14 protein-coding genes are annotated in these 13,735 nt (G+C 51.6%); 1 reads left to right on the forward strand and 13 read right to left on the reverse strand.

The window, feature by feature from the left end:
• Positions 1-2: 2 nt before the first annotated feature.
• The 8 genes from mrdA to leuS all read right to left on the reverse strand — a co-directional run bounded on the left by mrdA (position 3) and on the right by leuS (position 8,468).
• On the reverse strand, positions 3-1,904 hold the full coding sequence (gene mrdA / locus RGV86_RS19215; protein ID WP_000776207.1) for a peptidoglycan DD-transpeptidase MrdA: 1,902 nt from the start codon (positions 1,902-1,904) through the stop codon (positions 3-5).
• A gap of 30 nt (positions 1,905-1,934) precedes the next feature.
• Positions 1,935-2,402 carry a 23S rRNA (pseudouridine(1915)-N(3))-methyltransferase RlmH gene (rlmH, locus tag RGV86_RS19220; RefSeq protein WP_000776104.1) on the reverse strand — a complete coding sequence of 156 codons (468 nt, stop codon included), beginning with the start codon at positions 2,400-2,402 and terminating at the stop codon, positions 1,935-1,937.
• A gap of 3 nt (positions 2,403-2,405) precedes the next feature.
• The gene (gene rsfS, locus RGV86_RS19225; RefSeq protein WP_001161665.1) at positions 2,406-2,723 is read right to left on the reverse strand and encodes a ribosome silencing factor; all 318 of its coding nucleotides are present in this window, start codon (positions 2,721-2,723) and stop codon (positions 2,406-2,408) included.
• 260 nt (positions 2,724-2,983) lie between these two features.
• A complete protein-coding gene (locus tag RGV86_RS19230; protein ID WP_010346554.1) occupies positions 2,984-3,595 on the reverse strand; it encodes an adenosylcobalamin/alpha-ribazole phosphatase in 612 nt (203 codons plus the stop codon).
• 23 nt (positions 3,596-3,618) lie between these two features.
• Positions 3,619-4,260 carry a nicotinate-nucleotide adenylyltransferase gene (nadD, locus tag RGV86_RS19235; RefSeq protein ID WP_024165169.1) on the reverse strand — a complete coding sequence of 214 codons (642 nt, stop codon included), beginning with the start codon at positions 4,258-4,260 and terminating at the stop codon, positions 3,619-3,621.
• 1 nt (position 4,261) lies between these two features.
• On the reverse strand, positions 4,262-5,293 hold the full coding sequence (gene holA / locus RGV86_RS19240; protein WP_000620515.1) for a DNA polymerase III subunit delta: 1,032 nt from the start codon (positions 5,291-5,293) through the stop codon (positions 4,262-4,264).
• On the reverse strand, positions 5,293-5,871 hold the full coding sequence (gene lptE, locus RGV86_RS19245; RefSeq protein ID WP_001269667.1) for an LPS assembly lipoprotein LptE: 579 nt from the start codon (positions 5,869-5,871) through the stop codon (positions 5,293-5,295). The genes holA and lptE overlap by 1 nt, the downstream gene beginning before the upstream one ends.
• A gap of 14 nt (positions 5,872-5,885) precedes the next feature.
• A complete protein-coding gene (gene leuS / locus RGV86_RS19250) occupies positions 5,886-8,468 on the reverse strand; it encodes a leucine--tRNA ligase (RefSeq protein WP_010346551.1) in 2,583 nt (860 codons plus the stop codon).
• A gap of 234 nt (positions 8,469-8,702) precedes the next feature.
• On the opposite strand from leuS, the gene RGV86_RS19255 reads away from it, so the two are divergent.
• The gene (locus RGV86_RS19255; protein ID WP_001044880.1) at positions 8,703-9,185 is read left to right on the forward strand and encodes a zinc ribbon-containing protein; all 483 of its coding nucleotides are present in this window, start codon (positions 8,703-8,705) and stop codon (positions 9,183-9,185) included.
• 38 nt (positions 9,186-9,223) lie between these two features.
• Here RGV86_RS19255 and rihA read toward each other — a convergent pair whose 3' ends face one another.
• The 5 genes from rihA to gltI form a co-directional block, all read right to left on the reverse strand.
• Complete coding sequence (gene rihA, locus RGV86_RS19260) at positions 9,224-10,159, reverse strand: pyrimidine-specific ribonucleoside hydrolase RihA (protein ID WP_001207497.1); 936 nt, start codon at positions 10,157-10,159, stop codon at positions 9,224-9,226.
• Between the two features lie 117 nt (positions 10,160-10,276).
• Entirely contained in the window at positions 10,277-11,002 is a 726-nt protein-coding gene (gene gltL / locus RGV86_RS19265; RefSeq protein WP_000624497.1) for a glutamate/aspartate ABC transporter ATP-binding protein GltL, read from the reverse strand.
• Complete coding sequence (gltK, locus tag RGV86_RS19270; protein ID WP_000272809.1) at positions 11,002-11,676, reverse strand: glutamate/aspartate ABC transporter permease GltK; 675 nt, start codon at positions 11,674-11,676, stop codon at positions 11,002-11,004. Before gltK ends, gltL begins: the two co-directional genes overlap by 1 nt.
• Positions 11,676-12,416 carry a glutamate/aspartate ABC transporter permease GltJ gene (gltJ, locus tag RGV86_RS19275; RefSeq protein ID WP_000020950.1) on the reverse strand — a complete coding sequence of 247 codons (741 nt, stop codon included), beginning with the start codon at positions 12,414-12,416 and terminating at the stop codon, positions 11,676-11,678. The genes gltK and gltJ overlap by 1 nt, the downstream gene beginning before the upstream one ends.
• A 169-nt stretch (positions 12,417-12,585) precedes the next feature.
• Positions 12,586-13,494, reverse strand: a complete 909-nt coding sequence (gene gltI / locus RGV86_RS19280) for a glutamate/aspartate ABC transporter substrate-binding protein GltI (RefSeq protein ID WP_309508455.1) — start codon at positions 13,492-13,494, stop codon at positions 12,586-12,588.
• Between the last annotated feature and the right edge of the window lie 241 nt (positions 13,495-13,735).

The following is a 13,735-nucleotide window of genomic DNA, read 5'->3' on the forward strand; positions in this document are numbered from 1 at the left end:
GATTAATGGTCCTCCGCTGCGGTAACCGCTGGGTTTTCCGCAGGCAGATCGGTGTTGTTATCGCCCAGCATAATGTGGTCGAGGATCTGGCGCATCAGCGTACCGACCGCCGGACCCGCGCCGCCGTTCTCCAGAATCATGGCGACAGCCACTTGCGGATTGTTATACGGCGCAAAGGCGGTCATTAATTTGTGGTCACGCAGACGCTCAGCAATTTTGTGCGCATTATAGGTTTCGTTCGCTTTCAGACCGAATACCTGAGCCGTACCAGATTTCGCCGCAATTTTGTACGGTGCGCTGGCAAAGTATTTATGCGCCGTACCGTTAGGGCGGTTAGCAACCCCGTACATACCGTCTTTCGCCAGCTCCCAGTAACCGGAATGAATATCGCCAACTGGCGGTTCATGCGGTTGTACCCATGGCACCTGTTTGCCGTCTTCGGCGGTGCTCATCAGCAAATGCGGAACTTTCACGACACCGTCATTAATCAGGATCATCAGTGCCTTACTCATCTGGATTGGGGTCGCTGTCCAGTAACCCTGACCGATACCGACCGGAATGGTGTCACCCTGATACCACGGTTTTTTAAAGCGTTTCTGTTTCCATTCGCGGGTAGGCATGTTGCCGGAACGTTCTTCTGCCAGGTCGATACCGGTGTAATGGCCATAACCGAATTTCCCCATCCATTCGGAAAGACGATCGATCCCCATATCGTAGGCCACTTGATAGAAGAAGGTATCCGCAGATTCTTCCAGCGATCTTGTGACATTCAGGCGTCCGTGACCCCATTTTTTCCAGTCACGGTAACGTTTTTCCGAACCAGGCAGCTGCCACCAGCCTGGGTCAAACAGCGTAGTATTGCGCGTGATCACCCCAGCACTTAATGCTGAAACTGCTACATAAGGTTTAACCGTAGACGCCGGTGGATAAACCCCCTGCGTGGCTCGGTTCACCAGCGGTGTGTTCGGGTCGTTCAGCAATGCGGAATAATCTTTGCTGGATATACCGTCAACAAACAAGTTTGGGTCATAGCTTGGCGTGGAAACCAGCGCCAGCACACCACCTGTGCGCGGATCGGTGACTACCACAGCCGCGCGGCTGCCTGCCAGTAGTGTTTCAATATACTGCTGGAGTTTGAGATCTATCGTCAGGTAAATATCGTGCCCGGCTTGTGGCGGTACTTCTTTTAACTGGCGGATGACGCGACCACGGTTGTTAACTTCAACCTCTTCATAACCGGTCTGACCGTGCAACACATCTTCATAGTAACGCTCAATGCCTAGCTTACCGATATCATGCGTTGCCGCATAATTGGCTAGTTTGCCGTCATTATTCAGGCGTTCGACATCTTTATCGTTGATTTTCGACACATAGCCGATGACGTGGGTCAGCGCCGAACCGTAAGGATAGTAACGGCGTTTATAGCCTTTAACTTCGACACCCGGAAAACGGTACTGATTGACGGCAAAGCGAGCTACTTGTACTTCGGTCAGGTTAGTTTTCACTGGAATCGAGGTGAAACGGTGTGAACGTGCGCGCTCTTTTCTGAATGCAGCGATATCATCATCGGTCAGATCGACCACGCTGCGCAAAGCGTCCAGCGTTTGCTGCACGTTATCGACTTTCTCCGGCATCATCTCTACCTGATAGATAGTGCGGTTGAGTGCCAGAGGGATGCCGTTACGATCGTAGATAATGCCGCGACTGGGGGCGATAGGCACCAGTTTGATGCGGTTTTCATTAGAACGGGTCTGATAATCGGTAAAACGAACAATTTGCAGATTATACAGGTTGGCGATAAGCACGCCGGTCAGCAGCAAAATTCCCAAAAAGGCGACCAGTGCCCGGCGCACAAACAGTGCGGACTCTGCCGTATAGTCGCGAAAAGAGTTCTGTAGTTTCATCCGCTGCGTTTTCTACTCAAAGCTTTCTTATCACTCACGGTGATAAGGATGGTTGGTGGTAATGCTCCACGCCCGGTACAGACTCTCTGCGACCAGTACGCGAACCAGCGGATGGGGGAGGGTCAGCGCGGAAAGCGACCAGCTTTGTTCTGCCGCTGCTTTACAGGCAGGTGATAACCCTTCAGGCCCGCCAATAAGCAGGCTGACGTCGCGGCCATCAAGCTTCCATCGTTCCAGTTCAGCGGCTAACTGCGGTGTGTCCCAGGGCTTGCCTGGAATGTCGAGGGTGACAATGCGGTTTTTGCCTGCGGCTGCCAGCATCTGCTCACCCTCTTTGTCGAGTATGCGCTTGATGTCCGCGTTCTTGCCGCGTTTCCCGGCCGGAATTTCAATCAGCTCAAAAGGCATATCTTTCGGAAAACGACGCAGGTACTCGGTAAAACCGGTTTGTACCCAGTCCGGCATTTTCGTTCCCACGGCCACAAGTTGCAGCTTCACACATTAACTCCAGAGTTTTTCCAGTTCATACAGGCGACGGCTCTCTTCCTGCATGACATGGACAATAACTTCGCCCAAATCAACGACAATCCAGTCGGCGCTGTTTTCACCTTCTACGCCGAGCGGCAATAGACCAGCAGCACGAGACTCCTGCACAACGTGGTCAGCAATGGACATAACATGACGGCTGGACGTACCCGTACAGATGATCATGCAGTCGGTGATGCTGGATTTGCCCTGAACGTCTAAGGCGATGATGTCCTGACCTTTGAGGTCATCAATTTTGTCGATAACAAAATCCTGGAGTGCTTTACCCTGCAAGTTTTCCCCCTGGGTGAATTAAAAAGATAAAAAACGGTCTGCCAGTATACCTGAACCAGAGGCGATTTCGGGACAATTGTCGCCGAATCGGCTTTCGAAAGTGGGCTATCATCCCACCCTGCGCCGCAGATTGCATCGCCATTTTTGTAAAACAATTTCTACAAAGTCGTGTTTAGCGGAAAAAGTCCGGCTGCGGAGAATATCAGCCTGTCCGGGGCTGTCAATGGGCGCTGCACCTTACATGCAAAAAAACAGAAAAGTCATGCATCCCTGTGCCATATAGCACGGCTATTGAGGACACGTAGAGTTGCGAATGCGTCATTGATTTCAATGGCGCTCCAGCAGCCCTGGTCTACACGAAAATGCCACATCGCCCCGGCTGGCATACCAAGTAAGCGTGCAATTAACAGACTCAACACGCCCTGATGGCTGATGACTAATATATTTTTGTGGTGCTGATATTCAACAAATCCGGCAATAAACCTTTCTACCCGTTGCGAAAACGCCTGAAAACCTTCGCCGTTAGTTGGGACGGCATACTGCCAGTCATTGCACCATGCGCTATAGTTTTCGGCATCTTCTTGCATCAAATCGCGATGATGCCGCATCTCCCAGTCACCAAAAAACATTTCATTAAGCTCAGGGACGGTTTGTACAGGGAGCTGGCGGTCACTGAGAACCAGCCGCGCGGTATGCTGCGCGCGTTCCAGCTCACTACATAAAACCATATCGAAGGGAACATCACGCAACAGGGTATTCAGGCTTTGAGCTTGCTCGATACCGCGTGCAGTCAGTGGCGTCGGCGCATGACCGCTGTACAATCCATCGACATTTGCCTGCGTTTCGCCGTGACGAATTAACCACAGTCGCATCATTCCCTCCGTGATGACAGGTATCAGCGATACAAGCCTTGTTGGTTAATGTAGGTCAATACCGATTCCGGTAACAAATCTTCACATGATTCGCCGTTTTGCAAGCGTTCGCGGATGATGGTCGCCGAGATGTTAAACCACGGCGTTTCAGCGAGGTAAATTTTACCGGCAGACTGAAGGTGCAGATCTTCTGGATTATGCGTCAAATGATCTTCCAGCCACTGCTGGTATTGTGGTTGCGCCATTTCAAGCGGGTAACCGGGACGCCGACAGACAATTAAATGCGCATTGTCGAGAATTGTTTCGTATTCGTACCAGGTGGGAAAAGTCAGCAGTGAATCCTGACCAATAATAAACGCCAGTGGCACATCGTCACCTTGTTCCTGTCGCCACTCTTTGAGTGTTTGCGCAGTGTAAGAGGGGGCATTGCGCTTTAACTCACGTTCATCAAGGGTAAACAGTGGTTTGTCGGCAATAGCCAGTTCAAGCATGTGTTTTCGCTGCGCGCTGTTTGCTTCCGGCTGTGGACGATGCGGAGGAACATTGTTAGGGATGATAGTCACTTGCGTCAGACCAATCAGATTCGCCAGCGTTTCCACGGGTTTAAGATGACCATAGTGCACCGGATCGAAGGTGCCGCCAAACAGAGCCTGTAAAGATTTCATATCAACCATCGATAAATACGTCTGCCAGTGGTTTATGGCACAACAGAAGAGATAATCCCTCCAGATCTGCCCAAACCGACTGGCCGTAATCTTGTTTGAGGGTGAGTTCCGTTCGTGTGAGAAGTTGCACGGCCTGACGTAACTGCGGCTGGCTTAAGCGATTTAATGCCTCGCCCATCATGCCCCGCCGGTTCTGCCAAACGCGATGCTTATCAAACAACGCGCGTAACGGCATATGGGCAGACTGACGTTTCAAATTAACCAGTAACAACAGTTCACGTTGTAATGTGCGCAACAAAATAACCGGCTCGCTGCCTTCCAGACGCAGTTGCTGAAGAATGTGCAATGCGCGCTTGCTTTTGCCCATCAACAAAGCATCGACCCAATGAAAAGGGGTGAAATGCGCGGCATCATTCACTGCCTGCTCAACGCGCGGTAATGTCAGTTTGCCGTCCGGCCAGAGAAGCGATAAACGCTCCAGCGCCTGTGCCAGCGCCAGCAGGTTACCTTCATAACAATAGCAGAGCATCTGATTTGCAGCGTCATCCAGTTCTAAGTTGAGCTGTTTTGCACGCGCAGCAACCCAGCGAGGAAGCTGAGCCTGCTCCGGTGTCTGACAGGTTACCTGCACGCTTCGATTAGCAAGAGCAGTAAACCAGGCAGCATTTTCCTGCGCTTTGCTTAATTTATTGCCGCGCACGATCAGCAGCAAATCGTCATGCAGCAGTCCGGTCAGTGTCAGAAGTTGGTCATTGATCGCCGCATTTGGTCCGTTTTCTGGTAACAGCAGCAATAGCGTTTGTCGACTGGCGAACAGGCTCATGGCCTGGCATAGCGAAAATATCGCATTCCAGTCGGTGTTGGGATCAATGGAAAAAGTGTGGTGTTCTGCAAATCCTTGTGCTGCAGCTACCTGACGAACAGCGTCCTGGCTTTCCTGCAACAACAGAGGATCGTTACCAAGCAAAAGATACGCCGCGCGCAGCCCTTCATTGAGCTGCGCGCGGAGTTGTTCCGGGTACAACCGAATCATCAGTTACCCAGCGTAGTAGAGACGCGTGCAGGCGTTGCTGCAGTATCCGTTGTTTTCGACGTATCTTCGTCGGAACGGATATCCGCAGCGCGGATGCTTGGCAGCTTACGTATCAGCTGTTCGGCAGCACGGTCGTACATCTCTTGAATGATCATGCTTTGCTCATTATCTTTCGCTAACGCCATTTGCGGGTTATCGAAGAACGAACGGAAGACTTTGGCGCTAATCGGGTAGATGTCACGGCCAGGGATCAATACTGACGCGCTGACAGTCATCACCATTTGATATTCAGCGGTTTGACCATTACGGAAAACTGAAGCGGTATCCTGGGAGATTGATACAGCACCCAAACGCAGGGATGGAACATCCTTACGCGTGGTTTCTTTATCAAGCAACTCAACACCGTTCAGACGCAACTGATTACGCACCGCACGGCTTAACGGCCCGTTCGGGTCGCCAGAGTCCAGGATCATGACCTTCATAGTGGAAGGAACCTGCGTGGTATCACGCAGATGCCAGCCACACCCGGCGGTGATTAACACCGCCAGAGATAACAACAATGTTGCCAGATATCGCACGCTTCCTCCCGCGCTTAGCCAACGACCAGATTGAGGAGTTTACCCGGTACGTAAATCACTTTACGCACGGTAACGCCATCAAGATATTTTGCTACCAGATGTTCCTGGCCAGCACGTTCGCGAACCTGTTCTTCCGTTGCATCTACCGGAACGGTGATTTTGGCACGGACTTTACCGTTAACCTGCACCACCACCAGAGTGGAATCTTCCACCATCGCTTTCTCGTCTGCAACCGGCCACGGCGCGTTGTCGATATCACCTTCACCTTTCAGTTCCTGCCACAGCGTGAAGCAGATGTGCGGCGTGAACGGGTTAAGCATACGAACAACGGCCAGCAGGGCTTCCTGCATCAGAGCGCGATCCTGCTCGCCATCGGTCGGTGCTTTCGCCAGTTTGTTCATCAGCTCCATAATCGCCGCAATTGCGGTGTTGAAGGTCTGACGACGACCGATATCATCGGTCACTTTAGCGATAGTTTTATGAACATCACGACGTAGAGCTTTCTGATCTTCAGTCAGTGCGTCAACGTTCAGCGCCGCAACATCACCTTTCGCAGTGTGCTCGTACACCAGTTTCCAGACACGTTTCAGGAAGCGGTTAGCCCCTTCAACGCCGGACTCCTGCCATTCGAGAGTCATATCCGCCGGAGAAGCGAACATCATAAACAGACGAACGGTGTCCGCGCCGTAACGTTCAACCATCACCTGCGGGTCGATACCGTTGTTCTTCGACTTGGACATTTTGCTCATGCCGGTATACACCAGTTCATGGCCTGCCGCGTCTTTCGCTTTCACGATACGGCCTTTCTCGTCGCGCTCAACGATAGCATCAACCGGGGAAACCCAGTTACGTTCGCCGTTTTCGCCTACATAGTAGAAGGCATCTGCCAGCACCATACCCTGACACAGCAGCTGTTTCGCTGGCTCGTCAGAGTTCACCATGCCTGCATCACGCATCAGTTTGTGGAAGAAGCGGAAGTAGAGCAGGTGCATGATGGCGTGTTCGATACCACCAATGTAGATATCTACCGGCAGCCAGTAGTTAGCTGCTTTGGAATCCAGCATACCCTCTTTGTACTCCGGGCAAGTGTAGCGCGCATAGTACCAGGAGGACTCCATAAAGGTGTCGAAAGTATCGGTTTCACGCAGTGCCGGCATACCGTTAACGGTGGTTTTCGCCCACTCAGGATCTGCTTTGATCGGGCTGGTAATACCATCCATTACCACATCTTCCGGCAGGATCACCGGCAACTGGTCGTCCGGAGTAGGCATCACAGTGCCGTCCTCCAGCGTCACCATCGGAATCGGTGCGCCCCAGTAACGCTGACGGGAAACACCCCAGTCGCGCAGGCGATAGTTTACTTTACGCTCGCCAACGCCCATTGCCGTCAATTTGTCGGCAATGGCGTTAAAGGCCGCTTCATGGTCAAGACCGTTGAACTCACCAGAGTTGAACAGCACGCCTTTTTCAGTCAGGGCTTGCTGAGAAAGATCTGGCTCAGAGCCGTCAGCAGCCAGGATCACCGGTTTGATGTTCAGGCCGTATTTAGAGGCAAACTCGTAGTCGCGCTGGTCGTGACCCGGAACCGCCATGACTGCGCCAGTGCCGTACTCCATCAATACGAAGTTTGCTGCCCAAACCGGAATTTCTTCGCCCGTTAATGGGTGAACCGCTTTAAAGCCGGTATCGACACCTTTTTTCTCCATTGTCGCCATTTCAGCTTCGGCAACTTTGGTGTTACGGCATTCGTCGATAAAGGACGCCAGTTCAGGATTATTTTCTGCCGCTTTCTGTGCCAGCGGATGACCCGCCGCTACCGCCAGATAAGTACAACCCATAAAGGTGTCCGGGCGGGTAGTGTAAACGGTCAGCGTGTTGTCATAGTCGTTAACGTTGAAGGTGATTTCCACGCCTTCGGAACGACCGATCCAGTTACGCTGCATGGTTTTAACGGTGTCTGGCCAGTGATCCAGTTTATCCAGATCGTTGAGCAGTTCGTCAGCGTAAGCGGTGATTTTGATAAACCACTGCGGGATCTCTTTACGTTCAACTTTGGTATCGCAGCGCCAGCAGCAGCCGTCGATAACCTGTTCGTTCGCCAGTACGGTCTGGTCGTTCGGACACCAGTTGACCGCAGAAGTCTTCTTATATACCAGGCCTTTTTTATACAGCTCGGTGAAGAATTTCTGTTCCCAACGGTAGTATTCCGGCGTACAGGTTGCCAGCTCGCGGCTCCAGTCATAACCAAAGCCCAGCATTTTGAGCTGGTTTTTCATATACGCGATGTTGTCGTACGTCCACGGTGCCGGAGCGGTGTTGTTTTTCACCGCCGCGCCTTCCGCAGGCAGACCAAACGCGTCCCAGCCGATCGGCTGCAGGACGTTTTTGCCCAGCATACGCTGGTAGCGGGCGATCACGTCACCGATGGTGTAGTTACGTACGTGGCCCATGTGTAGTCGACCAGAAGGATAGGGAAGCATAGACAGGCAGTAATACTTCTCTTTGCTCTCGTCTTCGGTTACTTCAAATGTGCGCTTCTCATCCCAATGAAGCTGTACTTTGGATTCTATCTCTTCCGGGCGGTATTGCTCTTGCATGGCAGCCAGTGGTCCTGTTTTCAATACGGCTACAAATGTAGCGTTGAGGTGGTTTTTCAGATCCGCATAGCATAGCCCAAACGTCCGCGTCAAAACAGCCTTTCGCGCACTCGACGTTGAAATGATGCCCGGATTATTCATACATTAATTTACAGAGTTTGTGGGCGTATTAGCAAAGCAAGGAACAAAGAACGTCTATTATTATAGTCAGTTAACGACCCGGGAGATGAAACGATGAACAAGGTTGCTCAATATTACCGTGAACTGGTCGCGTCACTGAGCGAACGCCTGCGTAATGGCGAACGTGATATCGACGCACTGGTGGAACAGGCGCGGGAGCGCGTAATAAAAACAGGGGAGTTAACGCGAACCGAGGTCGATGAGTTGACGCGAGCTGTCAGACGTGACCTGGAAGAGTTCGCCATGAGCTATGAAGAGAGCCTGAAAGAAGAATCTGACAGCGTCTTTATGCGGGTGATAAAAGAAAGCTTGTGGCAGGAGCTGGCAGACATCACCGATAAAACGCAGCTTGAATGGCGCGAAGTTTTCCAGGATCTCAACCATCACGGGGTTTATCACAGCGGAGAAGTGGTAGGGCTGGGGAATCTGGTCTGCGAGAAATGTCACTTCCATCTCCCGATCTACACGCCGGAAGTCCTAACGCTATGCCCGAAATGTGGTCATGACCAGTTCCAGAGACGCCCGTTCGAGCCGTAATGGTAGTGCCGGATGACGTGATACCATCCGGCGAGTTATTAAGCGTAAAATTTAAGCCGTTCAGCCAGTAAATCAACAAAGCCCTGACGATCAACATCGACCATTACAGTGGCATTCGGTTTATTGCCAGTCAGATAATAATAATCAACCACCGTCATACCCTGGGTATATTTCCCCTGTGTTTCCACGCCGACCCAGCGTTCAACGGTGGTGAACAGTTCAGGTTTCAGTAGCCAGGCGATGGTGCATGGGTCATGCAGTGGTGCGCCGACAAAGCCCCATTTTTCGTCTTTATGATATTCGAGGAAGAAATCCAGCAGTTCGGCAACAATGGTTGAAACAGGGTTGCCAATCGCGCGGAAACGCTCGGTGTCCTCAACGTGGATTTGTGCTTTGTGAGTAACATCCAGACCGGCCATCACCACCGGGATCCCTGACTGGAAGACAATTTCTGCCGCTTCCGGGTCAACGTAAATATTAAATTCCGCCGCTGGCGTCCAGTTACCAAGCCCCATTGCACCGCCCATAATCACGATACGGGCGATTTTGCTATGCAGTTCCGGATGGCTATTGAGCAGCAAGGCGACGTTAGTTTGTGGTCCGGTAGAAACAATGGTGACGGGGTCAGCACTTTCGCGCAGCGTTTTCGCCATCAGCTCCACCGCCGTGCAATTTTGCGGCGCAAATGCGGGTTCCGGTAATGCCGGACCGTCCAGCCCACTTTCGCCGTGCACGTTGTCCGCGATAATCAACTCACGCATTAACGGTTTCACCGCGCCGCCTGCTACCGGAATATCGGTGCGATTAAGCAAGGTCAGCATACGCAGAACATTACGTAAGGTTTTTTCTGGTGTCTGGTTTCCGGCGGAGGAAGTAATCGCTTTGACATCAAGCTCTGGCGAGGCGAGGGCGAGAACTATTGCGATAGCGTCATCATGACCTGGGTCGCAATCTAACAGAATTGGCAGTGCCATTGTTGCTCCTTGTTGTGTGCTTCTTTGCGACAAGGGTAACGCCAGGATGTAACAGATACGAGGAGCGAAACGATAAAGCGTGAGATGGCGCGCACTTGGCTATGCGCGCCAGAGGGATTAATGCAGGATTTTCGCGAGGAAGTCTTTCGCGCGGTCCGATTTCGGATCATCGAAGAAAGCGTCTTTCGGCGAGTCTTCGACAATTTTACCCTCATCCATAAAGATCACCCGATTCGCCACTTTGCGGGCAAAGCCCATTTCGTGGGTCACCACCATCATGGTCATTCCTTCGTTCGCCAGTTCGACCATCACGTCCAGTACTTCGTTGATCATCTCCGGATCGAGTGCCGACGTCGGTTCGTCGAACAACATCGCAATAGGATCCATGCACAACGCGCGAGCGATTGCCACACGCTGCTGCTGACCGCCGGAAAGCTGCGCCGGGAACTTATTGGCGTGAGCAGAAAGCCCGACTCGCTCCAGCAATTTCAGTGCTTTTTCACGAGCCGGTGCTTTATCGCGTTTAAGCACTTTCACCTGAGCCAGCGTCAGGTTTTCGATAATCGACAGATGGGGGAACAGTTCAAAATGCTGGAACACCATGCCGACGCGGGATCGCAGCTTTGCCAGATCGGTTTTCTTGTCATTAACCACGATGCCATCCACGGTGATTTCGCCTTGCTGCACCGGTTCGAGGCCGTTGACGGTTTTTATCAGCGTTGATTTACCGGAGCCGGACGGGCCACAAACCACCACCACTTCGCCTTTTTTCACTTCGGTTGAGCAGTCGGTCAGCACCTGAAAGTGACCATACCATTTTGAAACATTTTTCAGGGAAATCATTATGCTGTCCTTCTTTTCAAGTAGCTGACCAACAACGATGCGCTAAGGCTAATAACGAAATAAACAAATCCGGCAAACAGGATCATCTCAACCTGCGTACCATCACGTTCACCAATGGTTGAGGCGGTACGGAAGAAATCGGCCAGAGATAACACATACACCAGCGAGGTATCCTGAAACAGTACGATGCCCTGAGTGAGCAGTAGCGGCACCATTGCACGGAATGCCTGCGGCAGAATAATCAGTTTCATCGACTGCCAGTGGGTCATGCCGAGTGCCAGCGCGGCGCTCGACTGCCCACGGGAGATACTTTGAATACCGGCGCGGATAATCTCGGAATAGTAGGCCGCTTCAAACATCGAAAACGCCACCATGGCAGAAATTAAGCGGATATCTGTTTTTGGTGATAATCCCAGCACGTTTTGCAGAAAACCCGGCACGATCAGGTAAAACCATAGCAGAACCATTACTAATGGGATTGAACGGAACACGTTAACGTAGGCTTTGGCAAACCACGCCACGGGCGCAAAGCTGGACAGGCGCATCACCGCCAGCATGGTGCCCCATAAAATACCAATCACGACTGCCGTGATGGTAATTTTCAGGGTGATCACCAGCCCGTCCAGCAGATACGGCAGGGAAGGAACTATGGAACTCCAGTCAAACTCGTACATTACTTGCCTCCCATGTTGCCGGGCAGGCGAACTTTACGTTCAACCAGCGTCATCACCAGCATGATAACCGCGTTAATCAATACATACGCCAGCGTAATGGCGGTAAACGATTCCCAGGCGTGGGCGGAGTAATCGAGCAATTTACCGGCCTGCGCCGCCATATCCACCAGCCCGATGGTCGAGGCGATGGCGGAGTTTTTCACCAGGTTCATCATCTCGGACGTCATCGGCGGGACGATAACGCGATAAGCGTTAGGCAACAGCACGTAGCGATAAGCCTGTGGTAGCGTCAACCCCATCGCCAGCGCGGCATTTTTTTGCCCACGTGGCAGCGACTGGATCGCGGCGCGCACCTGTTCGCAAACACGAGCGGCGGTAAACAGCCCCAGACAGAGCATGGATGAAAGGAAAAACTGAATATTGGGATCCAGCTCGGCCTTAAACCACATGCCGATCTTCTCCGGCAGTAGCTCCGGGATCACCAGATACCAGGTAAAGAACTGCACAATTAGTGGCACGTTGCGGAACAGTTCGACATACAACGTACCCAGACCGGAGAGAAAACGGTTAGGAACGGTACGCAAAATGCCGAATAACGAGCCGACGAGGAAAGCGATAATCCAGGCGCAGATCGACAAAGCGATCGTCACCTGAAAGCCGCTCCAGATCCAGCCAAGATAGGTGGTGTTGCCGAACGGGGCTTGTTGTAAAAAAATACCCCAGTTCCAGTCTATAGACATAAATCTACTCCAGAAAAAAGAGGGTAGCAGCGTTAACTGCTACCCTCGAAGATTGTTACCCAGCGTATTGCGGTTTTCAGGCTCGATGGGGAACGACCATCAGGCGTATAGTCTGTCCGTGCTACGTAACAATCGAGAGGGCTGGAATTTCCGCCCCTGGTTCTTGTAATTAGTTCAGTGCCTTGTCATTCGGTTCTTTGAACAGTGCTTTCATTTCGTCTGACAGTTCGAAATTCATGTTCAGGTTTTTTGGCGGAATTGGATTTTTGAACCACTTATCAAACCATTTTTCCGCTTCACCGGAGGTCTGCACCTGAGCGATGGTGTCATCCATCAGCTTTTTGAACTGCGGATCATCTTTACGCAACATGCAACCGTAAGCTTCCTGAGACTGCGGCTTGCCGACGATTTCCCAGTTGTCTGGTTTCTTCGCTTTCGCACGCTCACCGGCCAGCAGGGCATCATCCATCATAAAGGCAACGGCGCGACCACTTTCCAGGGTGCGGAAGGAGTCACCGTGATCTTTGGCGCTGATGATGCGCATATTCATTTTTTGCTCTTCATTCAGTTTGTTGAGCAAAACTTCAGAGGTGGTGCCGGAAGTGACGACTACGGCTTTATCTTTCAGATCGGCAAAATCTTTAACATCGCCACCTTTTTTGGTCAGCAGGCGCGTACCGACCACGAAAATGGTGTCAGAGAAAGCCGCCTGTTTCTGGCGTTCGAGGTTGTTGGTGGTAGAACCACATTCAAAATCGAAAGTGCCGTTTTGCAGCAGCGGAATACGGTTTTGTGAGGTGATCGGAATCAGTTTCACCTGCAAGTCCGGTTTGTTGAGTTTCTTTTTCACTGCTTCAACAATGGCGTTGGAGTAATCCTGCGAGTAACCCACCACTTTTTGCTGATTGTCGTAATAAGAGAAAGGTACTGAAGATTCACGGTGACCGACGACAATCACGCCGTTTTTGGCGATTTTGTCCAGCGTACTGCCCGCTGCCGGGGCAGCGTCTTCTGCCTGTGCCAGTCCAGCAGAAAGCGCCAGGGCCAGGATTGATGTGGCAGGTTTACGTAATTGCATATCCAACTCCTTTATCTCCTGCGTTAAGAACGCATGGATACCCGTTGTGAGTGTTTGTGTTGTTATCATCTGCAACTTTATTGTGCAGTGTTGTGCTTGTTAGGTAACATTTAGTTTGGCTAAATGTAAAGATATTGCTGTTTTATTGTTTGTTTTTGCGAGATGTACCGCACCATTCCGAAGCAAAATTCTTAAAATGCACCTTTTTGGTGCTATTGCTGTATTGCTGTGGTGCAACCGG

Source organism: Escherichia ruysiae (genome assembly GCF_031323975.1).
Lineage (GTDB): Bacteria > Pseudomonadota > Gammaproteobacteria > Enterobacterales > Enterobacteriaceae > Escherichia > Escherichia ruysiae.